28 protein-coding genes are annotated in these 22,108 nt (G+C 69.4%); 7 read left to right on the top strand and 21 right to left on the bottom strand.

The features are described 5' to 3' along the window. Window positions 1-11: 11 nt before the first annotated feature. The 3 genes from ACFY16_RS36625 to ACFY16_RS36615 form a co-directional block, all read right to left on the bottom strand. Complete coding sequence (locus tag ACFY16_RS36625) at window positions 12-1,082, bottom strand: phosphotransferase (RefSeq protein WP_390651534.1); 1,071 nt, start codon at window positions 1,080-1,082, stop codon at window positions 12-14. 139 nt (window positions 1,083-1,221) lie between these two features. Further along, complete coding sequence (locus tag ACFY16_RS36620) at window positions 1,222-1,986, bottom strand: HAD family hydrolase (protein ID WP_390651533.1); 765 nt, start codon at window positions 1,984-1,986, stop codon at window positions 1,222-1,224. 29 nt (window positions 1,987-2,015) lie between these two features. Continuing rightward, window positions 2,016-2,891, bottom strand: coding sequence for a GntR family transcriptional regulator (locus ACFY16_RS36615; RefSeq protein ID WP_390651532.1), 876 nt, complete (start codon window positions 2,889-2,891; stop codon window positions 2,016-2,018). A gap of 154 nt (window positions 2,892-3,045) precedes the next feature. Here ACFY16_RS36615 and ACFY16_RS36610 point away from each other — a divergent pair, with 154 nt between their 5' ends. Next, window positions 3,046-3,234: a hypothetical protein gene (locus ACFY16_RS36610; protein WP_390651531.1), complete on the top strand. Its 189-nt coding sequence runs from the start codon at window positions 3,046-3,048 to the stop codon at window positions 3,232-3,234. Window positions 3,235-3,270: 36 nt separating this feature from the next. Here ACFY16_RS36610 and ACFY16_RS36605 read toward each other — a convergent pair whose 3' ends face one another. The 3 genes from ACFY16_RS36605 to ACFY16_RS36595 form a co-directional block, all read right to left on the bottom strand. Further along, entirely contained in the window at window positions 3,271-4,143 is an 873-nt protein-coding gene (locus tag ACFY16_RS36605) for a FadR/GntR family transcriptional regulator (protein ID WP_390651530.1), read from the bottom strand. Between the two features lie 359 nt (window positions 4,144-4,502). Then, window positions 4,503-5,759, bottom strand: coding sequence for a GNAT family N-acetyltransferase (locus ACFY16_RS36600; protein ID WP_390651529.1), 1,257 nt, complete (start codon window positions 5,757-5,759; stop codon window positions 4,503-4,505). A gap of 77 nt (window positions 5,760-5,836) precedes the next feature. Then, window positions 5,837-6,436: an aerial mycelium formation protein gene (locus ACFY16_RS36595; RefSeq protein ID WP_390651528.1), complete on the bottom strand. Its 600-nt coding sequence runs from the start codon at window positions 6,434-6,436 to the stop codon at window positions 5,837-5,839. Between the two features lie 179 nt (window positions 6,437-6,615). Between ACFY16_RS36595 and dtd the strand changes: the two genes are divergently transcribed. Next, entirely contained in the window at window positions 6,616-7,041 is a 426-nt protein-coding gene (dtd, locus tag ACFY16_RS36590) for a D-aminoacyl-tRNA deacylase (RefSeq protein ID WP_390651527.1), read from the top strand. Between the two features lie 58 nt (window positions 7,042-7,099). Here dtd and ACFY16_RS36585 read toward each other — a convergent pair whose 3' ends face one another. The 6 genes from ACFY16_RS36585 to ACFY16_RS36560 form a co-directional block, all read right to left on the bottom strand. Further along, on the bottom strand, window positions 7,100-8,065 hold the full coding sequence (locus ACFY16_RS36585) for a YgfZ/GcvT domain-containing protein (RefSeq protein WP_390651526.1): 966 nt from the start codon (window positions 8,063-8,065) through the stop codon (window positions 7,100-7,102). Between the two features lie 10 nt (window positions 8,066-8,075). Continuing rightward, on the bottom strand, window positions 8,076-8,513 hold the full coding sequence (locus ACFY16_RS36580) for a Fur family transcriptional regulator (RefSeq protein WP_390651525.1): 438 nt from the start codon (window positions 8,511-8,513) through the stop codon (window positions 8,076-8,078). A 349-nt stretch (window positions 8,514-8,862) separates the two neighbouring features. After that, entirely contained in the window at window positions 8,863-9,438 is a 576-nt protein-coding gene (locus ACFY16_RS36575; protein WP_390651524.1) for an FABP family protein, read from the bottom strand. A 225-nt stretch (window positions 9,439-9,663) separates the two neighbouring features. Continuing rightward, the gene (locus tag ACFY16_RS36570) at window positions 9,664-10,584 is read right to left on the bottom strand and encodes a hypothetical protein (RefSeq protein ID WP_390651523.1); all 921 of its coding nucleotides are present in this window, start codon (window positions 10,582-10,584) and stop codon (window positions 9,664-9,666) included. Next, window positions 10,581-11,459, bottom strand: coding sequence for a hypothetical protein (locus ACFY16_RS36565; RefSeq protein WP_390651522.1), 879 nt, complete (start codon window positions 11,457-11,459; stop codon window positions 10,581-10,583). Before ACFY16_RS36565 ends, ACFY16_RS36570 begins: the two co-directional genes overlap by 4 nt. Next, window positions 11,456-12,187, bottom strand: a complete 732-nt coding sequence (locus tag ACFY16_RS36560) for a hypothetical protein (RefSeq protein ID WP_390651521.1) — start codon at window positions 12,185-12,187, stop codon at window positions 11,456-11,458. The genes ACFY16_RS36565 and ACFY16_RS36560 overlap by 4 nt, the downstream gene beginning before the upstream one ends. Before the next feature lie 202 nt (window positions 12,188-12,389). Here ACFY16_RS36560 and ACFY16_RS36555 point away from each other — a divergent pair, with 202 nt between their 5' ends. After that, window positions 12,390-12,752, top strand: a complete 363-nt coding sequence (locus tag ACFY16_RS36555; protein ID WP_390651520.1) for a DsrE family protein — start codon at window positions 12,390-12,392, stop codon at window positions 12,750-12,752. Between the two features lie 3 nt (window positions 12,753-12,755). Here the strand turns inward: ACFY16_RS36555 and ACFY16_RS36550 are convergent, their stop codons facing one another. The 9 genes from ACFY16_RS36550 to ACFY16_RS36510 all read right to left on the bottom strand — a co-directional run bounded on the left by ACFY16_RS36550 (window position 12,756) and on the right by ACFY16_RS36510 (window position 18,226). After that, the gene (locus ACFY16_RS36550) at window positions 12,756-13,142 is read right to left on the bottom strand and encodes a VOC family protein (RefSeq protein ID WP_390651519.1); all 387 of its coding nucleotides are present in this window, start codon (window positions 13,140-13,142) and stop codon (window positions 12,756-12,758) included. Window positions 13,143-13,152: 10 nt separating this feature from the next. Continuing rightward, on the bottom strand, window positions 13,153-13,413 hold the full coding sequence (locus tag ACFY16_RS36545) for a DUF3099 domain-containing protein (RefSeq protein ID WP_390651518.1): 261 nt from the start codon (window positions 13,411-13,413) through the stop codon (window positions 13,153-13,155). Between the two features lie 89 nt (window positions 13,414-13,502). Beyond that, the gene (locus ACFY16_RS36540) at window positions 13,503-13,790 is read right to left on the bottom strand and encodes a DUF1416 domain-containing protein (RefSeq protein WP_003991226.1); all 288 of its coding nucleotides are present in this window, start codon (window positions 13,788-13,790) and stop codon (window positions 13,503-13,505) included. 42 nt (window positions 13,791-13,832) lie between these two features. Then, window positions 13,833-14,672: a sulfurtransferase gene (locus tag ACFY16_RS36535; protein ID WP_390651517.1), complete on the bottom strand. Its 840-nt coding sequence runs from the start codon at window positions 14,670-14,672 to the stop codon at window positions 13,833-13,835. 119 nt (window positions 14,673-14,791) lie between these two features. Continuing rightward, window positions 14,792-14,872 carry an Ms5788A family Cys-rich leader peptide gene (locus ACFY16_RS36530; RefSeq protein ID WP_350751515.1) on the bottom strand — a complete coding sequence of 27 codons (81 nt, stop codon included), beginning with the start codon at window positions 14,870-14,872 and terminating at the stop codon, window positions 14,792-14,794. Between the two features lie 198 nt (window positions 14,873-15,070). Beyond that, entirely contained in the window at window positions 15,071-15,709 is a 639-nt protein-coding gene (locus ACFY16_RS36525) for a DUF2993 domain-containing protein (RefSeq protein ID WP_390651516.1), read from the bottom strand. Window positions 15,710-15,836: 127 nt separating this feature from the next. Next, entirely contained in the window at window positions 15,837-17,072 is a 1,236-nt protein-coding gene (locus ACFY16_RS36520) for a hypothetical protein (protein WP_390651515.1), read from the bottom strand. Window positions 17,073-17,080: 8 nt separating this feature from the next. Then, window positions 17,081-17,335: a MoaD/ThiS family protein gene (locus ACFY16_RS36515; protein WP_351145221.1), complete on the bottom strand. Its 255-nt coding sequence runs from the start codon at window positions 17,333-17,335 to the stop codon at window positions 17,081-17,083. A gap of 39 nt (window positions 17,336-17,374) precedes the next feature. After that, on the bottom strand, window positions 17,375-18,226 hold the full coding sequence (locus ACFY16_RS36510; protein WP_390651514.1) for an alpha/beta hydrolase: 852 nt from the start codon (window positions 18,224-18,226) through the stop codon (window positions 17,375-17,377). Between the two features lie 234 nt (window positions 18,227-18,460). Here ACFY16_RS36510 and ACFY16_RS36505 point away from each other — a divergent pair, with 234 nt between their 5' ends. The 4 genes from ACFY16_RS36505 to ACFY16_RS36490 all read left to right on the top strand — a co-directional run bounded on the left by ACFY16_RS36505 (window position 18,461) and on the right by ACFY16_RS36490 (window position 22,015). Further along, entirely contained in the window at window positions 18,461-19,240 is a 780-nt protein-coding gene (locus tag ACFY16_RS36505) for a response regulator transcription factor (RefSeq protein ID WP_351145223.1), read from the top strand. Window positions 19,241-19,335: 95 nt separating this feature from the next. Then, a complete protein-coding gene (locus ACFY16_RS36500; RefSeq protein WP_390651513.1) occupies window positions 19,336-20,358 on the top strand; it encodes a LacI family DNA-binding transcriptional regulator in 1,023 nt (340 codons plus the stop codon). A 185-nt stretch (window positions 20,359-20,543) separates the two neighbouring features. Continuing rightward, window positions 20,544-21,758: a S1C family serine protease gene (locus ACFY16_RS36495; protein WP_390651512.1), complete on the top strand. Its 1,215-nt coding sequence runs from the start codon at window positions 20,544-20,546 to the stop codon at window positions 21,756-21,758. A 32-nt stretch (window positions 21,759-21,790) separates the two neighbouring features. After that, the gene (locus ACFY16_RS36490) at window positions 21,791-22,015 is read left to right on the top strand and encodes a hypothetical protein (RefSeq protein ID WP_390651511.1); all 225 of its coding nucleotides are present in this window, start codon (window positions 21,791-21,793) and stop codon (window positions 22,013-22,015) included. The last annotated feature ends 93 nt before the right edge of the window (window positions 22,016-22,108 follow it).

The raw sequence follows: 22,108 nt of genomic DNA, 5'->3' as shown, positions 1-22,108 counted from the left end.
CGACGCCCGCCCTATGCCGCGCCTCGTTCACGGTGCCATCGGGCGACGGCGGTCATGATCTGCGGGGCGCTGGGCACCTGCTCCAGACCGAGCGGACGCGCCGCCGCCGTGAGGATCCGGCGCAGCTTCCGGGCGGCGCGGGGAAGGGCCACCCAATTGAGATCCGCTCCGTCGCTCAAGGACAGCGGCACCCGAATGACATCGGTGAAGACGGACTGCGCCCTCTTGAAGTCGAGCACGCGGGAGAGGTCCTCCTCCCATCCGTAGGCGCTGCCCCGACGGACGCCCTCGACGACCCTGCGCCATTCCCGCACCATGAGTCGTTCCTGATCCGCGGGATAACGCATCAGATGGAGGTGGGTGGCGAGATCGTAGAGAGGGTCGCCCAGCATCGCCAGCTCCCAGTCGATGGTCCAGAGCCGGCCCTGTGGGTCGATGATGAAGTTCTCCCGGTGCAGATCCGCGTGCAGCAGGCAGAAGGGACGCTCCTTCAGCCCGGAGACATGCTTCCTGATCCGGGTGAACGCATCCTCCCGCACGCCGAGATCCCGGAAGAGCCCCTGGAAGTCCGCGAGGTTCCTGGCATAGACCTGCTCTTCACTGAAGACGATCAGGCGTTCCAGGAAGCCGTCGCTGTCACCGTCCTCCGGGCGGTCGCTGCGTTCACAGCGCCGCTCGACGTCGAGCATGTCCGGCGTGACCCGCACCATCTCCCGGAACAGCTCCACGATCTGGTCGACGATCGCGGGAGGCACGCGTCGGCCGGCCCAGCGCCGAGGACCGAGGGTGCGCCCCTCGATGAACCCCTGCAAAGACATGCCCTCTATGTCCACGACGTCGGGCACACGGGCGATGTGTCCCTTCAGGGCACGAAGAAGTTCTTCCTCCGACAGGAAGCATCTGCGGTCGAACCAGAGAATCTGCGCGCGCGGCTCCCGGCACTTGACGATCCGCGTGCCGTCCGACAGCGGAAACACATAGGTCTCGTGGTGGTACCCGTGCAGCGGGCCTTTGACCACACTCGCGTCGCCGCTCATCTTGTCGGCCCGCCGGCGAGCGACGGAGACCGGTTGCGGTGTCATTCTCTGGGTTCAGCCCGTTCCGGTGGAGCCGATGGGTAAGCGGTGAAGCACGTTACTCCACAGCCGTCAGACATCGATGGAGAACCCGGCCATTCGCAGCACCGCTCCTCCTCGTCACTCTCGTGGACCAACTGGTTCATCAATGCGGACCCTCAGCTCCTGGGAGAGCGCCCGGGGCTCCGGGTCCTCCCCGCCCCCTCAGCACTCGCAGCAGGGGCTCGAGGGAGCTGATCAGGTCCACGGCACCGGCCTCTCGCAGCAGCTTGGTCTTGCGCTCGTTGCGTACATAGCCGAGGAACGGGACCCCGGCTCCCTGTGCGGCGGCGAAGTCCGAAGGAGAGTCGCCGATCATCAGAGCGGCGGCCGGAGACGTTCCGATTGCCCTCATCGCACGGTGGAGGCAGTCCGGGTCGGGCTTGAGGAGGTGGAGGTTCTGCGTGCGCCCGTATATGTGGGGGGCGAAGCAGGAGAGCAGGCCACGGCCATCCAGGTATGCGCGGACCGTGCGCGGGGAGTTGTTCGTCGTGATGGCCAGCCGGGCGCCGACCGCCGACCAGGTGCGGATGAGCGGATCGGCGTAGGCGGTGGGCATCGCGGTGGGCGCGGCCCGGAGCTCCTCGTGGGTGAGTCGTTCCTCCAGTTCCGCGACCAGGTCGCTGCCGGGATGCCGGCGGTCCACGGCGCGCAGCACGACGTGCGGGTCGACGGCACCGCGTTCGGTGTCCGTGAGCAGTCCGCGCAGGCCGCGGCTCTCCAGCCACTCCACCAACTCCCCGGCCACTCGGTCCGCCGAGTGCCCCGCGAACAGTCGGCAGATCGGCCCGTCGAAGTCCCAGAGGACGACCCGTGCACGCGCGATCAGTTCACGCAGCCTGCCGATCTCAATCTCTGCCTCTTCTGCCACCAGTTCAGTCTGCGTCGTATCAGAAGTCACTAGGAGAGTGTCAGGTCCGTGGTGATGGTTTCCCAGAGGGCATCGAACCACTTCTGGGACTGGTCCACGAAGGCGGCGTCCCGCTGGCCGGCCCGTTTGAGGAACGAGAAGAGAAGGGACTTGGAGCCGAGCGCGTCGTACATGTCCAGGGTCTGGCTTCCCCACTCCTCCTCGCGCCGCACGAGCATGTAGTAGCCGAGCAGTGCTTCGTCCCCGTTGAGGAGGTAGAGCTTGACCGGCGGGGTGAAGGGCAGCGCGCGGAAGGTCACATGCACGTCGATGCCATGCGTGGAACGCACGGCGAGCAGGTTGTGCCGCAGTACATGGGCTTGGGCGTTGCTCGTCTCCAGCCAGCGCTGGTGAACCAGGTCGTCACCGCCGTCCTCCACCGGCACCGGAAAGGCCAGGTTGATGCTCCGGGACGGGAGCAGGATGCGGACGTCGATCGACTCGGGGCGGATACGGCCCTCGTGAATCAGGCGGAGCGGTTCACCCACGGCGATCATCAAGGTCTCCGCGGTGAGGGAGACCGTGTCGATGCGGACGTTCGGGACGGCGAAGGCATCCACCAGCCTCGGGGCCAGTCCCACCATCGTGGGCTGCGGCTCGTTGAGAACCGGCGTCGGTTCCGCGATCCGCGGGGGGCTGCCCTTGCTGACGTTGCTGAGCAGCCCGTCCTCCTGGAGTGCCCGCAGGGCCTGACGGACGGTCCCGCGTTCCACGCCGAACTCCTCGGCGAGTTCGGCCTGGGTGGGCAGGCGGTCCCCCGCCTTGAGGTCCCCGACGCGGATGCGTTCGCGCAGGACGTCGGCGATCTCCTGGGGGGAGAGCCTTCTACTGCCGTTCACTGCCACGTTCTCCTGGGTCACGACCAAACGCTACAACTTCAGTCCATCTGAAGGGAGTTGTTTGAAAGTTGTTTATGGATAGCCGCCAAGTGGGGACAACTTAACCATAGTTGGTTGCCAACTCAAGCGAGTTGGCGGAAGGTTTGCCTCCCGTCCCGGCAGCCCGAAGGGGGAATTCACCGTGCCTGTGCTCGCCCTCCTCTCCGCCGTCCTCGTCGTCGGCCTCGAACAGACCGTCCAGTGGAAGTACGGCGCCGTCGGCGTCATCGGCCTGCTGCTGCTCACCATCGGCATCAAGGCGAAGAGCCCGGCGGTCAGCTCCATCGGGGCCGTCGTACTCGCCGCCCTGGTCACCAGGCCCGCTCTATGACGCGCACCTGTCCAGGTCAACCGCTGTGGGAGACGATCAGCTCGTGAGCACCAGCTCAGAGCTGATCGTCTCCCACAGTGCGTTGAACCACAGGTTCGACTGCTCCACGAACGTCGTGTCCCGCAGACCGACGCCCTGTTCGAAGGCGTACAGCATCGACTGGGTGCCCTCGGCGTCGTACATCTCCAGCGGCTCGTGGTCGATCTCCTCCTCGCGGCGCACCAGCGTGTAATACGCGAAGAGGGCCTCCGTCCCGTTGAGGAGGTAGAGCTTGACCGGTGGCGTGAAGGGCAGCGCGCGGAAGGTCACGTGGACGTCGATGCCGTGCGTGGAGCGCAGGGCCAGCAGGTTGTGCCGGAGCACCTGCCCCTGGGCGTTGCGGTGGGCCAGCCAGCGGCGCTGCAGCCGCTCGGAGTCCGACCGGTCCACCGGTGCCGGGAACGCCAGATGGATGTCCCGGCTCGGCAGCAGGATCCGTACGTCGACCTTGGCCGGTTTTATTCGCCCCGCGTGGATCTGGCGCAGCGGTTCGCCCATGGCCAGGGTGAGGGAGACCGAGGTCAGGCACAGGGCGTCGATCTCGACGTGCGGGGCCGCGAAGGCGCCGGCGATGCGCGAGGCGAGGGCCACCGTGGTGGGCTGCGGCGGAGCTTCCGGGCCGGCCGGGACTTTGCCGAGGCCCACGTCGGGGGCGACCGTCGCAGGGCTGCCCTTGGAGACGTTGGTGAGGAGCCGCTCCGCCTGCAGGACACGCAGCGCCTCCCGTACCGCCCCGCGCTCGACGCCGAACTCGTCGGCCAGTTTGGCCTGGGTGGGCATGCGCTGGCCCGGTCGCAGCACGCCGGACCTGATCCGGGTGCGTAGTTCGTCGGCCACCTCGTGGTGTGTCCTCTGTGGCCGCTGTGGCATTTTCCGCCCATTGGCGGAGGCGGGTTCCGGGTCCACGACCAAACACTACAACTTCCCGCCATCTTTCGGCAGTTCAAGGGAAGGTGGTTATGAGTCGCTTCCAAGAGGAGATAACTACAGTGAAGTTGGTCGCCAACTTGAACAACCTGGTCAAGGTTTCAGGGGGTTGGCCACCAGTCCTGATTGCGGTTGACCGGACTCCCTTCCGGAGGGGAGCCGGGAGCCTGGTCGGTCCGCACCACAGCACAACAGAAACAACAAGAGCAACCGGCAAAACAACCACAACTGAACAGCCACAGCTACGGATGCGTGGTATCGCAACACCGCACCACCGCAATGTCTCCGGCCGAAAGGAGCGCTCAGAACATGTCCGGGCACCAAGGACGCCTGGATGTACGCAGCAGGGCGTCGGCCACCCGGGCGGCGCCCGCTCGTTCTTCCCGCACCCGGCCCAGCGCCGCCAGCCGCACCGCCGACTCGTCGCCGAGCCACAGGGTCGCCAACTCGCCCACGTCCAGCGTGAGGTCGGCGTTCGCCGTCGTCGCCGTACAGACCCCGGTCCCGTCCGCCGCGGCCTCCAGCCGGTAGCGGCCGCCGGTGAGCCCGGCCCCGTCGACGACCTCCAGCACCAGCTCGCCCGGTGCCCCGTACGTACGCGACTCCAGAGCCCGTACGACATCCAGGATCCGCACCCACAACCAGTCGGCCTGCGTGGTGATCCGGGCCGCCCGGGGGTCGGGGAAGAAGAGGGGGAGCAGGTCGTCCGGGGCCCGCCAGCCCGTCTTCACCTGCGTGATCCAGTCGATCGAGCACAGGTACCGCCACAGGGCGCGTTCGGCGGCCGGGGTCGCCGCGATGAGCCACCTCACGCTCGCCGTGTTGCGTGGCTGCTTGGCGTCGTCCCACTTGTCGTCGCACGTGTACGCCACCAGGCCCTCCACCTCGCCGTCCGCCGAGCGGTACACGGCGTGGAAGGGCTCGGTCCACGACGAAACGAAGCGTACGAGGCCCGTCCTCGCCCGCCACCACAGCTCGTCGCGATCGATGGCGCCCGGCTGGGCCCGGCGCACGCGCTCGTGCAGCTCCGGGCCGAGCTTGCGGACGTCCTCGCCGTCCACCAGGTCGATACGGCCGCCGTCGTCCGGGGCCGGACGGCGGGGGTCGAGGCCGGTGCGAGTGACGTCGACGGTCCACTCGGCCATCCAGGTGGCGGGGCCGAAGCCGTAGCGGCCGTAGATCGGGTACTCGGCCGCGATGAGCGTGGCGACGACGTCTCCGCGTTCCTTCGCCGTGGCGAGGTCCTGGCTCATCATGCGGGTGAGGAGGCCGCGGCGGCGGTGGGTGGCGGTGACGGTGACGTTGGAGATGGCGTCGGCGGGGACCGGGGTGCCGCCGACCGCCGTGAGCTCCTGGGCGAAGGAGCGGAAGGTGGCGACACAGCGCGCTCCGTCGAAGGCGCCGAGGAGTCTTCCCGGTACGAACAGGTTGCGGCGGGCCTCGATCTGCTCCTCCGGGAGGGCCGGCGCACGGAGGAAACCGGTCTCCAGGGCGCGCTGCCACTCGCGGAACTCGGGCTCGGTGATCGGGCGGACGTCGATGTCGGGGCGGCGGGTCATGGGGTCACGGTAGGTGTGCGACACGGGCGTGTCGCGCGGATTTCCCTCGCTCCCGCGACCTCTGCCCGTCCTGTCCGTCAGAGGAGCAAGTCGTCCACCTGTGCTTCCCCCTCACGGTACCGGCGGGCGATCTCCGCGCTGCAGTCGTCCGCCGTCCGCTGCAGCCGCTGCCGCCGGCGGGACACCTGCTGCTCGTACCGCACGAGCCGCCCCATCGCCTCACTCAGCTCCGGGTCGGTGCGGGCGTCCAGGTCCGACAGTTCGACCTCGGCGAGCATCTCCGCGGCAAGCAGCCGGTACTCCTCGCCGTGCGGGGTGCCCAGTGTCACGTGGCGGGCCGAGGAGCGGTGTGTGGTCGGGGCGTCGGTGAGGATCTCCGGGAGCCGGTCGAAGACGGACGCCTCGTCCGGCTCGTCCACGACGGACTCCGGCCCGCGCCGGGCAAGCTCCGCGCGCAGGATGTCGATCCGGCCCTGCAACAGCCGCCGTACGTAGCTGAGGTCGGCCTCGTCGCGCTGGGCGTCCCGGCGCAGGGTGCGCAGCTCGACCAGGCTCAGTACGGCCAGGTCGTACTCGGGAGGCTCGGCGGGCAGCCACGGGCTGTCGGTGCGCTGCGCGGGCGGTCGGGTGGCAGCCGCAGGCGGCTGCCCGGTACGCCCGGTACTCGGTGTGCTCATGTGCCTCTACCGTCCCCTCGACCGGCGTGTGGCGCCATCGTGCCACCCCAAGTGCCCGCTATGTGAACGAGTACCCCCGATCGGCCCCAGATCGGAGGATAGGGATCGAAAAAGACCTGGTACGGACCATTCCCGGACCGTTCTTCGGGCGGTTCGTCGCCGACCGGCATGATGGTCGTATGCGTGCAGTGGTGCAGAGAGTGGACGGCGCGAGCGTCGTCGTGGACGGCGGGACGGTCGGGGAGATCATCGGCGAGGGACTGTGTGTCCTCGTCGGGGTGACCCACGAGGACACCAAGGAGAAGGCGGCCCAGCTCGCCCGCAAGCTGTGGTCGATCCGCATGCTGCAGGACGAGAAGTCGTGCAGCGATGTCGACGCCCCGCTCCTCGTGATCAGCCAGTTCACCCTCTACGGAGACGCCCGCAAGGGCCGCCGCCCCACCTGGAACGCGGCCGCCCCCGGCGATGTCGCCGAGCCCCTGGTCGACGAGGTGGTCGCCCAGTTGCGCGCCCTGGGCGCGACGGTGGAGACGGGCCGGTTCGGCGCGCAGATGCGGGTGTCGCTGACGAACGACGGCCCGTTCACCGTGCTCATCGAAATCTGAGCGTGCTGAGCGTGCTCATCGAAACCGGAGCGTACTGAGCGTGCTCATCGAAACCTGATCAGGGCTCCACGACGACTTCCTGCGCCGCCGCCGTCTCCCCCGCCAGCAGCCGCGCGTCCAGCGGCACGTTCCGCTTCACCAGCGCGAGCGCGATCGGGCCGAGCTCGTGGTGGCGTACGGACGTCGTGATGAATCCGATCTTGCGGCCGTCGGGGCCCTCGTCCGCGACCCGGATCTCCGTGCCGTGGGCCGGCAGATGGACGTCGCTGCCGTCGAGGTGCAGGAAGACCAGGCGGCGCGGGGGCTTGCCCAGGTTCTGGACGCGGGCGACCGTCTCCTGACCCCGGTAGCAGCCCTTCTGGAGGTGGACCGCGCTGCCGATCCAGCCCAGCTCGTGCGGGATGGTGCGGTGGTCGGTCTCGAAGCCCACGCGCGGCTGGTGGTGCTCGACGCGCAGCGCCTCGTGGGCGAGGATTCCGACCGCCGGGCCGGCCTTCGCGGCGTACGCCTCCAGCTCCGTACGGGGGAGGAGAAGATCACGGCCGTACGCCGTCTCGCGTACGACGGCACCCGCCGGTACCTCGGCGATGGACCCGGCGGGCAGGTACACGACGGCGAACTCGTCCGTCCGGTCGGCGACTTCCACCCGGTAGAAGAACTTCATCGACTCCAGGTACGCGATCAGCGCGTCCTGGGTGCCGGGCTCCACATGGGCCCAGGTGGTCGTGCCGTCGTCCACCAGGTACAGGGCGTGCTCGATGTGGCCGTGCGCGGACAGGATCAGCGCCTCGGTGGCCTCGCCCGCGGGCAGCTCGCTGACGTGCTGGGTGAGCAGCAGGTGCAGCCAGCTCAGCCGGTCGTCGCCGGTGACGGCGACGACTCCGCGGTGCGAGAGGTCGACGAATCCGGTGCCGTCGGCGAGGGCGCGCTGCTCGCGGAACAGGTCGCCGTAGTGGGCGGCGACGCCTTCGTCCACGCCCTCGGCGGGGACGGCGCCGGGCAGGGACAGCAGAGGGCTCTTCATGTACGTAAGCCTACGACTTGGTAATTGAACTCTTGAGGGAGCAGTCCTTGCACCGGCCGAAGATCGCGAAGTGCTTCATGTCGGTGTCGAAGCCGAAGGTCCCGCGCAGCTTGGCGGTGAAGTCGGCGGCCACCTCGACGTCCGCCTCGATGACGTTCGAGCAGTCACGGCAGACGAGGTGGATGTGGTGGTGCCGGTCGGCGAGGTGGTACGTCGGCGCGCCGTGCCCGAGGTGGGCGTGGCTGACCAGCCCGAGCTCCTCCAGTAGCTCCAGGGTCCGGTAGACCGTGGAAATGTTGACCCCCGACGCCGTCTTCCTCACTTCCACGAGGATGTCGTCGGGGGTCGCGTGCTCAAGGGTGTCCACGGCTTCGAGCACGAGTTGCCGCTGCGGCGTCAGCCGGTAGCCGCGCTGCCTGAGGTCGCTCTTCCAGTCGGTGCTCACCACACCGCCCAGTGTAGAAGCGTCGACGCCCATCAAGCGCTTGTGGTGGGCAGGCGGCCCGACAGCAGAAGTTCGGAGCCATCATCCACCAGTCGTCCCTGTGATACGCCAGGGAGAGCTCCCGGTGGAGCGCATTGCGCAGCGCGAGTTCCAGGCAGTGCAGAGAGCCAAAGAGCGCACCACAGCCCGGGATGCACTTCAGGGTCGCCGTCCAGGGTCAACCGCAGTGCGCTGCGCCTTGAATCTGTTAACCCCTGCTCGCTTGTTCAGGTCACCGAGGCACCCAAAACTGTTGATGGCCCCAGCGCAGCGCGCGGGGGCCATCACGATGATGCAAACCTGAGTGACAGATCTACTTGAAGAAAGCGATCCCGTCGTCCGGCATGTCGTCGGGCAGGGCCTTGGCCCAGCGCTCCACGTCCTCCGGGGTGACGACCTTCTTCAGGTGCGCCGACATGTAGGGGCGCAGCTCGACCTCGGGGGTCTGCTTCTCGCCGACCCACATGAGGTCGCTCTTGACGTAGCCGTACAGGCGCTTGCCGCCGGTGTAGGGGCGGGAGGCGGCCGTCCGGGCCACGGCGTCCGTGACGAGGTCGATCTGCGGCTTCTTGTCGGCGAGCTCGCCGTACCAGATCTCGATGACGCCGTCGTCGCGGGTCATCGTGACCTCGACCTTGCGGTCGGCGTCGATCCGCCAGAAGCCGGACTCGGACTCCAGGGGCCTGACCTTGTTCCCGTCCTTGTCCAGGACCCAGGTGTGGGAGTTGTACTCCAGGAAGTCCCGGCCGTCGTGCGTGAAGGTGACCTCCTGGCCGAAGTTGCACTTCTCGGAGCCGGGGAAGTCGTGCACGCCGGCGCCGGCCCAGTTGCCGAGCAGGAAGGCGAGGGGGACCAGGTCCTTGTGAAGGTCCGACGGGATCTCGATCATGAGCAGCAGTCCCTAGAGGTTGTTCAGCGCTGACCCTGGTACAGCTTCTTCACGCTCAGCCCGGCGAAGGCGAGGACGCCGACGCAGACCAGGACCAGCAGGGTTTCGAAGAAGATCTCCACGGGGTGCTCCTTGGGATGAGCGCGATTCGTACGTACACAAGGCCGGGCCCCAGCTTACGCGGCCGGGGCCCGGCCCTCCTTGCGAGGTACACCCTCGCGGCGGTCAGCCGAGGAGCTGGCTCTGCAGCATCACCGTCTGCTGGAAGGGAACGGCCTTCGCGGCGCCCTTCCTGGTCTGCAGGATCACCGCGTAGACGTCACCGGCGGAGAGGTAGGCCTGGCGGACCTGCTCGGGCCCGTAGGGCTTCGCCTCGACGTAGGCGGTGCGGGCGATCCCCGAGACGGCCACCTCCGGGAAGTCCTCGTCGTAGGTGGCGTCGGTGGCACCGCGCACCTGGTAGGTCGGGCTGGTGTACGCGATGGCGTCGCTCGCGAGCGCCTTTTCCACGACGGTCGCCGTGCCGAACTGGAGCAGGTAGATCCGGGTCCGGGTGCCGTCCGGGGTGGTCCAGCCGCGGGCCGCGATGTGCCGGAGACCGGAGTCGACGAGCTTGCGCCGGATCTCGTCGCGGTCCTCTTTCTGGGCGTACTCCGCCAAGTAGTCCTCGGTCTTCAGCCAGCCGTCCGAACCGCTCAGTGCCTTGTCCTGCGTCGCTCCCTCGGGGGCGGGCAGGACCAGGGCGCGCAGATCGGCATAGTGGGCGCCCGCCGTGTTCGCCTCGGCGAAGGGCGCGGGACTGCCCGACGGCAGCGGCGGCTTGACGAGCGTGGGGAACTCCCAGCGCCCGTCCGACTCCGTCGCCAGTCCCGGTACGTCCGTCCGCTCCATCCCCGTGATCCCGTACGCCGTCGCCGTCCCGACCGCTCCGAAGACAGCGACGGCGGCGGTCCAGCGGAGGACCGCACGCAGTACACGGCGGTCCTTGGGGGGCTGGGCGGCCGAGGGGGCGGTCACCACGGCCTCAGGGGCAGGGCTGACGGTCGGCTCGCCCACGGAGACCGGAGCGGCGATCGGCTCGACCTCCGGGTTCGTTTCGGTGGTCGCCGCAGCCTCCGGCTCCGTGACCTGGTGCTGCTCAGTCATACCGCCTCCCCCGGCTCGGCAATGCGGTCGAGTTGTGTGCGCAGGAGCGTCGCGACGCCCTTGGTGTCGAGTGGCTTCACACCATCCGCGGTAGCCGTGACCAGGACGTTTCCCACGTACGCGGAGCAGAACATCGTGTCGAGGTCCTCGTCGGCGTCCTTGGGCGGCAGGAAGCACTTGGCGTTCTTGTGGCCCTTGATCTCCGGGCCCTTGCGGAAGACGTCCAGGGTGTCGAGGAACTCGTTCTGGAACGTCGACATCTCCCGGACCGCGGCCTTGCTGTCCATCTGGGCCAGCACGATGCTCACCGCGTAGATGTCGGCGTTGTCGTAGTTGCTGGCCTTGCGGCTGTAGTAACTGCGCATCGCCATGCCCTTGATGCGCTGCTTGTCGATCTGCTGTTCCAGCCGCTTGCGCTGGGAACGGGGCAGGTCGCTCAGCGACTGCTTCCGCAGGGCCGTGGCCTGGGCACCGCTCAGCTGCACGTCGGCGCCGAACTCCGCGAGGTCCGGCCCCCTGCTCCAGCCGTCTGTCCCGTACGGCACGAGCATTCCGGCGAGCCCCTGCTGGGTGGCCGCCTTCTTCTCCTCCGCCGTGACCTTCGGGAACTTCCAGACGGGAGCACCCGCGTCACGGTCGGCTCCGTCCACGGTCACGACGGTGTATCCCACCCCGGCGACGACGGCCCCGGCCAGCAGCACAGACCCGGCGACGGCCGCGAGGCGCCCCCGGCGGACGGGCTTCCTGGCGGGCTTGGGCACGGTGGTGTCAGCCACGGCAGTCTCGGACACCGTGACCGGCTCGGGCACCGTGACCGGCTCGGGCACCGTGACCGGCTCGGGCACCGCGGCCGGCTCGCTCTGCTTCTCGCTCACAGCTGCTCCATCTGCCGCTTGGCCAGGTCCATGATCGTCTTTTTGGCGATCGGCTTGTCGCCGTAGACCCAGATCTCCATCGCGATGTCGCCGCGCCAGGCGTGCGCCTCCGCGCTGTACACCGGCAGGTAGCCGGGCTCGGTGTCGGGCCGGGTGTGGACGTACGCCATGCCGTCCCCGGTGCCGGGGACGCTCCAGCTGTCGGTGGCGTTCTCCTTCTCCGCCCAGTACTGGCCGTCGTCGCTGGAGCCCTCGGCCGCCATGTCTTCTTCCTGCCGGAACTGGACCAGCCGGATCTCCACGCTGTACGCGCTGCCGACGTCCCAGCCGGTGACGGCCGCCCGGCGGAACTCCTCGCCGACCAGGTCGGAGTAGGCGTCGCCCGGCTCAGTGAAGCCGTCGGCGTAACCGGCCAGGCCCATCCAGCCGTCGGCGGCCACCCAGTCGGCCTCTTTCGCGCCGTGCGGCTTCCTCAGCAGCAGCTTCCGCAGGTCGCCGTCGGTCTTCACCTGGCGGTCCTGCGCGGCCGACAGCGGCTCGGGGCCCTCGCCCTTGGCCTGCGGCAGCGTGGGCTGGGAGAGCGGCGGCAGCTTCGTCGGCTCGCGGTCGGCCTGGACGAGGTAACCGCCGCAGGTGCCGGCGACCAGGCCGAGCGCGGCGGCGCCGACGATCAGCAGCGCCGTACGCCCGCGGCGGCGCGGCCGGGGCACGACGGGAGTACTGGGCATGTCCGGCGCATCTGATCCATCAGGCCCATCAGGCCCATCAGATGCATTAGAGCCACCAGGTGCATCAGGTGCTTCGGGTACTACTTCGGGTCCTTCCAAGACGTCCCCCCACAGAACGTGAAGCGTCGATTCCGTATACGCGCTTCACAGGAGACTCGTGGCCAACACACCTAGTTGTAAGGGAGTTGATTACGATTCAGACATGGCAAAGAAGCTCGTGATCAAGGTGACGGCGGGGGCCGATGCGCCCGAGCGCTGCTCGCAGGCGTTCACGGTCGCGGCGGTGGCCGTGGCCAGCGGGGTCGAGGTCTCCCTGTGGCTGACCGGTGAGTCCTCGTGGTTCGCGCTGCCCGGCCGGGCCGCCGAGTTCGAACTGCCGCACGCGGCTCCGCTGCCCGATCTGATCGACTCGGTTCTGGCGGGCGGCCGTCTGACCCTGTGCACGCAGTGCGCGGCCCGCCGCGACATCACCGAGAAGGACGTCATCGAGGGCGTGCGGATCGCGGGCGCACAGGTGTTCGTGCAGGAGACGCTGGGGGACGAGACGCAGGCGCTCGTCTACTGAGACCTACTCGGACTGCTCGGCCCACAGGCAGAAGGGGTGTCCCGAGGGATCGAACAGGACGCGTACGTCGTCCTGCGGCTGGTGTGCGGCGAGCCGGGCCCCCTCGGCCACGGCTCGCGCCGTCTCCGCCTCCAGGTCGTCGACCTCGATGTCCAGGTGCAGCATCATCTGCTGCTCTCCGGGATTCCGGGTGGGCCACACCGGTGGGACGTACTCGGGCTCGGTCTGGAAGGACAGGGCCGTGCCCGCGATGCCCGGCGGCGGGCCGATGAGCACCCAGTCGGGTTCGTCGGCGCGCACCTCGTAGCCGAGCAGACGTTGATAGAACCCGGCCAGCTCGTGCGCGTCACGCGTGTCGAGCACCACGGTGGACAGCCTCGTAGGCGACATGCCTGTCTTCCTACCGGGGCCGCTTCTTCCCGTCCAGCTCGTCCCACCACTCGTCGGACTTGGGATCGCCGGAGGGGTCGTCCCACCACCGGTCCTCGGGCCCCCGGCGGTTGGCGACCATCGCGGCGAGCGGGGGGATGACCATGGCCACCACGCACATGCCGACCGCCACGGGGATCGACCAGAGGCGTACGACCGCCCACGCCAGGACGAAGAGACCGATGCAGGCCCCCATCATGGCGAAGTAGATGTGCCGTCGCCGTGCGTACATACCTCCAGCGTAGGACCGGAAACGCCGAAGGGCCGCACCCCAGGCGTCCAACCCGCGGGGTGCGGCCCTTCAGTGGTTCACGGTGTCGTTCAGACCGCGATCGCGACCTCCGCGAGGCCCCCCTGCTGGGCGACGACCGTGCGGTCGGCGGTGGCGCCGGGGACGAGGGCGCGGACGGTCCAGGTGCCCTCGGCCGCGTAGAAGCGGAACTGACCGGTGGCCGAGGTCGGGACCTCGGCGGTGAACTCGCCGGTCGAGTCCAGCAGGCGGACGTAGCCGACCACGGGCTCGCCGTCCTTCGTCACCTGGCCCTGGATCGTGGTCTCACCGGGCTTGATCGTCGAGGCGTCCGGGCCGCCGGCCTTCGCTCCACACATGTCGTACTCCTGAAGGGGGTGATGAAAGGTCGGTCGGATTGCTTACTTGTTGGCGCCGAGCTCGATCGGCACGCCCACGAGGGAGCCGTACTCGGTCCAGGAGCCGTCGTAGTTCTTGACGTTCTGGACGCCGAGCAGCTCGTGCAGGACGAACCAGGTCAGGGCCGAACGCTCGCCAATGCGGCAGTAGGCGATGGTGTCCTTGGCGAGGTCGACCTGCTCCTCGGCGTAGAGCTCCTTGAGCTCCTCGTCGGACTTGAAGGTGCCGTCGTCGTTGGCGTTCTTCGACCACGGGATGTTGCGGGCGCTCGGGACGTGGCCCGGACGCTGCGACTGCTCCTGCGGCAGGTGCGCGGGGGCGAGCAGCTTGCCGGAGAACTCGTCGGGCGAGCGGACGTCGACCAGGTTCTGCGAGCCGATGGCCGCCACGACGTCGTCGCGGAAGGCGCGGATGGACGTGTCCTGCGGCTTGGCCTGGTAGGAGGTCTCGGCGCGCTCGGGCACCTCCTCGACCAGCTCGCGGGCGTCCAGCTCCCACTTCTTGCGGCCGCCGTCGAGAAGCTTGACGTTCTCGTGGCCGTACAGCTTGAAGTACCAGTAGGCGTAGGAGGCGAACCAGTTGTTGTTGCCGCCGTAGAGGATCACCAGCGTGTCGTTGGCGATGCCCTTCGACGACAGGAGCTTCTCGAAGCCCTCCTGGTCGATGAAGTCACGGCGGACCGGGTCCTGGAGGTCCTTGGTCCAGTCGATCCGGATCGCGTTCTTGATGTGGTTCTTCTCGTACGCGGACGTGTCCTCGTCGACCTCGACGATGGCCACGCTCGGGTCGTCCAGGTGGTCCTGGACCCAGTCGGCGTCGACCAGGACGTCGCTGCGGCTCATGCTCTTTCTCCTCCGGGGCAGTTGCGGCGGTGCGTGCGAGTGAGAGAGGTGCGCTCACAGAGAGAGGGCGCACGGATACCCAGGGCAGGGCGGGGGGATGCGGAAGTCGGGGCTCCCGCTCAGAAGGGGCGACAGAGCATGGCGGCGACGCGGCACAGGTCTACTGCCCGCCGCTTCGTGAGATCCGCCTGACGCTTCATGGGCTCGATCGTAGGGACGGACAGCCTGGCGTGTCACCGGCGTGTCGCATTTTGAGACGCGATCGTCCGCGATATGGGATGCGATCTGCACTCCGGCCGTCTCCGCACAGTTTCGGGGCTCCTGTGTCCGTCGCCACAGCTGCCGTGCGGACAGGAGCGTCTCGCTTTTCGGACGGCTCTCCTCCGCCGAACGCCGTCCTACCCGGCCAGCCTCACGTTCGAACCCCGCACCGAGATCTTCACTCCGTCGCTCGCCGCCTCCACCTTGTCCAGCTGGACGCCGCCGGGGAGCTCCTCGATGGCCTGCTGGAAGTCGGTGATCGAGCGGACCGCGTTCTCGGCGAGGTCGACGCCGAGATCGGGCAGCGAGTCCGCACGTACCTGCACGGTGTCGCCGTTGACCGTGACCGTGCTGAGCACGGAGACCGGGCGGGGCAGCTTCACGCCGAGGACGGTCGCGTCGACCTGCACCTTGATCTTGCCGTTGCCGCCGTCGGACAGGCCCACGACCTGGGCGGTGACGCCGGGCCCGACCCGGGTGGGCTCGGACTTGGCGGCCTTGAGCAGCTCGTCGTAGGCGATGGTCGCGGTGCCGGTGGCGGTGGCCGCGTCGTAGTCCTTGATGCCGACCTCGACGTCGTCCAGCTCGCCGCCCGCGACCTGGGTGAGGAAGGGGAAGCCGTCGATGGACACGTCCGGGGTGTTGGCCAGGCCCTCGGTGGTCTTCAGTTTGTCCGCCGCCTCACCCTCGGCGAAGTGCACGGCGACCCGGTCCACGACCACGAAGAGCACGCCCAGGATCACGACGACGATCAGAAGTACTCGCAGCGCGCGCATTCGGTGTTCCCCCACATGGACAGCCATCAAGGACGACAGCCACGGTAGTCCCGCCCTGCGGGACCACCGGGAGATTGTCGATCACCTGTGACATGCCACTGACACCAGGACAGGTCCGGGACCTGTCCTAACCGAGCGCCCGGCCCAGTACGTAGATCGCCGGCGCCGCGGCCGACAGGGGCAGGGCCACGCCCGCCGTGAAGTGGACGAACCGGGACGGGTAGTCGTAACTGGCGACCCGGTGGCCGATGAGCGCGCAGACCGCGGCGCCGGCGCCGAGCAGCGCCCCCTTCGAGCCGAGGCCCGTCATCCCGCCGACCGCGATGCCGGCGCCCGCCGCGGCGAGCAGCGCCACGACCACGGAGGCCGGGGTCGGCAGCGGCAGCGCGCGGGCCAGGACGGCCACCGCCACGGCGGCGGCGCCGACCGACACCGCGTCCGCTTCGGCGGCCAGGTGCCCGGTCGCGATGATGGACAGCGCGGCCGAGGCGACGCCTGCCATCAGGCCGTACATCCGCTCGTCCGGGTCGGCGTGCGAGCGCAGTTGCAGGACGAGGCAGAGCAGCACCCATACGCCGAGAGTGCCGAGGATCGCGGCGGGCCCGTGCTCACGTCCGGCCCCGAGGACCGCGACGTCCGAGACCAGCGCGCCGAGGAAGGCCAGCGCGATGCCCTGCCGGGCCGGCCACATCCCGTTCAGCCGGAACCAGCCCGCGGCGGTGACGGCCTGGAGGACGACGAGCGGGACGAGGAGGGCGTACGAGCCGATGGCCGCCGTGCCCGACAGCAGCAGGCCGAGCAGCGCGGTGAGCGCGGCGGGCTGCATTCCGGGCTCGATGATCGGGGAGCGGCCTTCGAGGCGAGCGCGCTGAGCGTCGGTGACGCGGGCGTTGCCGGCGACGGTGGCGGGGCCGTAGGAGGGGGCTTCCCCGGTGCTGCCACCGCCCTGGACGGCACCGGGTGCCGTGTAGGCGGGGGCCGCGGGGGCGACGGGGGGCTGCTCCGCAGCGGCGGCTCCGGGCCACCCTCCTGCCGGGGGCTCCTGATAGCCGTACGCCTGCGCATGTGCCTGCGGCTGCGGCTGCGGCTGCGGCTGCGGCTGATACTCCTGGGGCGGCAGATACGCCGTCTCCGTCGCGCTCGGCGCGGCGACCGGAGGCTGCACGTTCGTCTCCCAGGTCTGCCCCTGCCAGTGCTGGGTGTACTGCGGGTCCTCGTAGGGGTAGGGCTGGTGCTGCTGCCCCGGCCACACCTGCTGCGGTTGCGGCTGTTGCTGTTGCGGCTGCTGTTGCTGCGCGTACGGGTCGTAGCCCTCGTACGGGGACGGGGACCCTCCGTAAGGCTCGTACGGCTGGTTGGTCATCGGTGGGGTCACCCTCCTGCGAACGGCGGGAGCACCTCGACCGTGCCGCCCTCGGCCAGCCGTACCGTCTCATGCCCGCGGGTCCCGACGGGGTCACCGTCGATGAGGAACGAGCATCGCCGCAGTACGCGTGCCAGTTCTCCGGGGTGTCGCTCCCGGACCGCGTCGAGCGCCTCGGCGAGCGTGGCCGCGTCGTACGGCTCCTCGGCGACCCCGGCCGCGGCCTTGGCGGCGGCCCAGTAACGCACCGTGACCTTTGCCATCTCGTCCCTCAAGTCGGTTCGGCTGTGAACACCGCCAGGCTAGCCCGCCTGTGCGGCGGCCCAGCGACCGATCCGGCGCAGCAGTTCGTCGTCCGCCGCGTGCTCGGCGTGGCCCATGCCGGGCTCCAGCCAGAGTTCGCCGTGGTCGCCGGCGGCCGCGGCCAGCATCCGGGGGTGGTCGACGGGGAAGTAGCCGTCCTGGTCGCCGTGCACGATGAGCAGGGGCCTGGGCGCGATGTGCGGGACCGCCTCCGTCGGGGACAGCGGCACCGGGTCCCAGTCCCGGTGGTGGATCCGGGTACGGAATCCGTAGCGGCTCACCAGGCGCCCCTCGGGCCGGGTCACCAGCCAGTGCAGCCGCCGCATGGGGGCCGTGCCCCGGTAGTACCAGCGGGCCGGCGAGCTGACGGAGACCACCGCGTCCGTGCGCGCCTCGTGCCGCGGGCCGTACAGCGCCGCGTGCCGCAGCACCACCGAGCCGCCCATGGAGAAGCCGACGGTGACCACGCGCGCGTGCCCGAGGCCGCGGGCCCACTCCACCGCCGCCGCCAGGTCGAGCACCTCCCGGTCGCCCACCGTGGAGCGCCCGCCCGACGCGCCGTGCCCCCGGAAGGAGAACGTGACGACGGCCCCGTACCGCGCGAACGTCTCCGCCACCCGCCGAACATGCGGCCGGTCCACGTCGCCGGTGAAACCGTGCGCGACCACGAACACCGGGTCAGCGGAGGATGGCGGCGAGCCGTCGTATACGACCGCGCCCGGGTTGTATACGGAATCGATCGTCACGCCGTCGGAGGTGCGTAGAAACGTGCGCAAAGGCACCCGTCTGCCCATCTCAGAGTTCGGACGAACGGTGGAACGTGCCGCATGACCTGCCTGACCCGTACTCATGTGGGCTATTCTGCTGGGCAGAGGACTCGGGCAGCGTAGCCCCCGGGTCCTTTTGTGCTTTCGGGAGCGTTGTATACGACGTGGCCGGTGGCGCGGCGGGTCCCAAGGGCGCGGGAGCCGCACAGTAGGAAGCAGTGCCGCAAACGTCCTCGCAGGGACCGAGGAGGAACCAGACGTTATGGGCGAGCGAACCGTGCACGAACGTATGACGACGACCCAGGCAGGTGGGGTGCGATGAGTTCTCTGCTGCTCCTGACCAATGCCCTTCAGCCGTCGACGGAGGTGCTTCCCGCTCTCGGCCTGCTTCTGCACAATGTGCGAGTGGCCCCGGCGGAAGGCCCCGCTCTGGTCGACACCCCCGGTGCCGACGTCATCCTGATCGACGGGCGACGCGACCTCCCGCAGGTCCGCAGCCTGTGCCAGCTGCTGCGGTCCACGGGCCCCGGCTGCCCCCTCATCCTCGTCGTCACCGAGGGCGGCCTCGCGGCCGTCACCGCCGACTGGGGCATCGACGACGTACTCCTCGACACCGCCGGTCCGGCGGAGGTCGAGGCACGACTGCGGCTGGCCATGGGCCGGCAGCAGATCGTCAACGACGACTCCCCGATGGAGATCCGCAACGGCGACCTGTCGGTCGACGAGGCGACGTACTCCGCCAAGCTCAAGGGACGCGTCCTCGACCTCACCTTCAAGGAGTTCGAGCTCCTGAAGTACCTGGCGCAGCACCCGGGCCGCGTGTTCACGCGTGCACAGCTGCTCCAGGAGGTCTGGGGCTACGACTACTTCGGTGGCACCCGCACGGTCGACGTCCACGTACGGCGGCTGCGCGCCAAGCTCGGACCCGAGCACGAGTCGCTGATCGGAACCGTCCGGAACGTCGGTTATCGATTCGTTACTCCCGAGAAGGCCGACCGCGCCACGGACGAGGCGAAGGCCAAGGCGGCCCCGCCAAAGCCGGAGGATGCGGACGAGACGGCCGCCCTGGACAGCACCGAGGTCGGCGCGGAGGCGTAGTGGGCGCTCGGGCAGGGCACCCAGGGCGTTGCTCGCGCACAGGCAAAGTCCGATACGCCCTGCCCGGAGCGGGTCCATCCGCGTAGACTCCGCGCGTGGCCAAGGTGACTCGGGATGATGTGGCGCGGTTGGCGGGGACGTCCACCGCTGTGGTCAGTTACGTCATCAACAACGGACCCCGGCCGGTCGCCCCGGCCACGCGCGAGCGTGTCCTCGCCGCCATCAAGGAACTCGGTTACCGGCCCGACCGGGTGGCCCAGGCGATGGCGTCGCGGCGTACCGACCTCATAGGCCTGATCGTGCCGGACGCACGCCAGCCGTTCTTCGCGGAGATGGCGCACGCGGTCGAACAGGCCGCTTCCGATCGCGGAAAAATGGTGCTCGTCGGCAACTCCGACTACATCGGCGAGCGCGAGGTCCACTATCTGCGGGCCTTCCTCGGTATGCGCGTCTCCGGCCTGATCCTGGTCAGCCACGCGCTCAACGACCTCGCCGCCGCCGAGATCGAGGCGTGGGACGCCCGTGTGGTCCTGCTGCACGAGCGGCCCGAGGCCATCGACGACGTCGCCGTCGTCATGGACGACCTGGGTGGCGCCCAGCTCGCCGTCCGGCATCTCCTGGAGCACGGCTACGAGTACGTCGCCTGTATGGGTGGCACCGCCGAGACCCCCGCGGTCGGCGACCCGGTCTCCGACCACGTCGAGGGCTGGCGGCGCGCCATGGACGAGGCCGGGATATCGACGGAGGGGCGGCTCTTCGAGGCGCCGTACAACCGCTACGACGCCTACCGGGTCGCCCTGGAGATCCTCTCCGGGCCGCGGCGGCCCCCGGCGGTGTTCTGCTCCACCGACGACCAGGCGATCGGCCTGCTGCGGGCCGCGCGGGAGCTGCGCCTCGATGTTCCGGGGGAGCTGGCCGTGGCCGGCTTCGACGACATCAAGGAGGCGGCCCTGGCTGATCCGCCGCTGACGACGATCGCGTCGGACCGTTCGGCGATGGCGCGGGCGGCGGTGGACCTGGTGCTGGACGACGGGCTGCGGGTCGCGGGGTCGCGGCAGGAGCGGCTGAAGGTGTTCCCGTCGCGGTTGGTGGTGCGGACGTCGTGCGGGTGCGAGTGAGGCCACGGCGCTCCTTCTCCGCGGCTTCCCCGGGGTTTTTCTGAGCTTTCCCGAGCTTCCCTGAGGGCTTTCTGAGAGGCCTCGCCCAGCTGCGAGAACCCGCTTTATATCGGGCATACGAGCTTCTACCCGCCTTCTCAGGGAGCGCTCAGGAAGCTCTCATCGTGGGGCGGGAAGCTCTTTTCATGACCGAGAGCTTCCGCCGCAGCGGCGAGTACGAGACCCCCTACCAGGGCGACCAGCAGCAGGCCTCCAACCCCTTGCAGTCGGCGTACCCCCAGCAGCGGCACGCCTCCTCCCCCGTCAGCCCGGAGTGGCCGCCCCCGCCGGCGTACCAGCCCGCGCAGCCGCCGGTGGCCGTCGAGCCCGGCACCACGGTGTGGCCGGCCCAGGCCTCCTCGGGCTCCTTCCCCACCGCACCCGCCGCATCCGCCGGCTTCCCGGCGGGAGGTGCCGGTGACGGCTACGGCGGCGGCACCACCGCTCTCCTCACCGCCGTACCCGCCGAGCCCGCGCCGAAGAAGCAGCGCACCCGCGGCACGGTGGCCCTGCTCGCCGCGGTGGCGATCATCGCCGCGGCCGTGGGCGGCGGCACCGCGTACGGCATTCAGGAGCTCACCGGCAAGGACTCGGTCACCTCCAGCTCCACCAGCACCAGCGTGGTTCCCTCCGCCAAGAAGGGCACCGTCGCCGGGGTCGCCGCGGCGGTCAGCCCGAGCATCGTCGAGATCAACGCCACGCTCAGCAACGGCTCCTCGACCGGCTCCGGCGTGATCATCACCAGCGACGGCGAGATCATCACCAACAACCACGTGATCTCCGGCGCCTCGTCGATCAAGGTGTCGACGAGCAACGGCAAGGAGTACACGGCCAAGGTCGTCGGCACCGACAGCAAGAAGGACCTCGCCCTGATCAAGCTGGAGAACGCCTCCGGCCTGACGGTGGCGACCCTCGGCAACTCCGCCGGGGTCCAGGTCGGCGACGACGTCGTGGCGATCGGCTCCCCCGAGGGCCTGACCGGCACCGTCACCAGCGGCATCGTCTCCGCCCTGGACCGTGACGTGACCGTCTCGACCGACGAGAGCCAGAGCCAGGGACAGGGCGGCGGCAACGGCCAGTGGCCGTTCGAGTTCGGCGGCCGGCAGTTCAACGGCGACACCGGCACGTCGACGACGACGTACAAGGCACTCCAGACGGACGCCTCCCTCAACCCGGGCAACTCCGGCGGCGCGCTGATCGACATGAACGGCAACATCATCGGCATCAACTCCGCGATGTACTCGGCGGCGGACTCCACGTCGTCGTCCAGCGCCGGCAGCGTCGGCCTCGGCTTCGCCATCCCGATCAACACCGTCAAGGCCGACCTGGCCAGCCTGCGGGCGGGCGGTTCCGACAGCTGATCCAGCTCACCTGACACGTAGAGGAGTACGTCATGATCAAGCAGGTTTCCCACCACCTGGTGACCGGCATCGGCCCGGCCGACTTCTCCCTGACCCTCGAAGTGGCGTACGAACTCCACGCACCGGTGGCGTCGGCGCCGCTGGCGCCGCGAGCGCCGGAGGTGGTGGCCCCCGAGCTGATGGGCCTGCGCACCTCCGCGGCCCGCCCGCACCGTCGTAAGGTGCCGCTGAAGCGGCTGAGCGCGGTAGGCGGCTGAGCCGACCGCCCGCTTCCGTGACGCCCCAGCCGGGAAACATGCGAGGCTGAATGTGTTCAGCTCGTTCAGCCTCGTAGTCGTCCCCCTCCTCCC

Source organism: Streptomyces sp. NPDC001315 (genome assembly GCF_042896175.1).
Lineage (GTDB): Bacteria > Actinomycetota > Actinomycetes > Streptomycetales > Streptomycetaceae > Streptomyces.
This window is presented reverse-complemented; position numbering and strand designations above follow the sequence as displayed.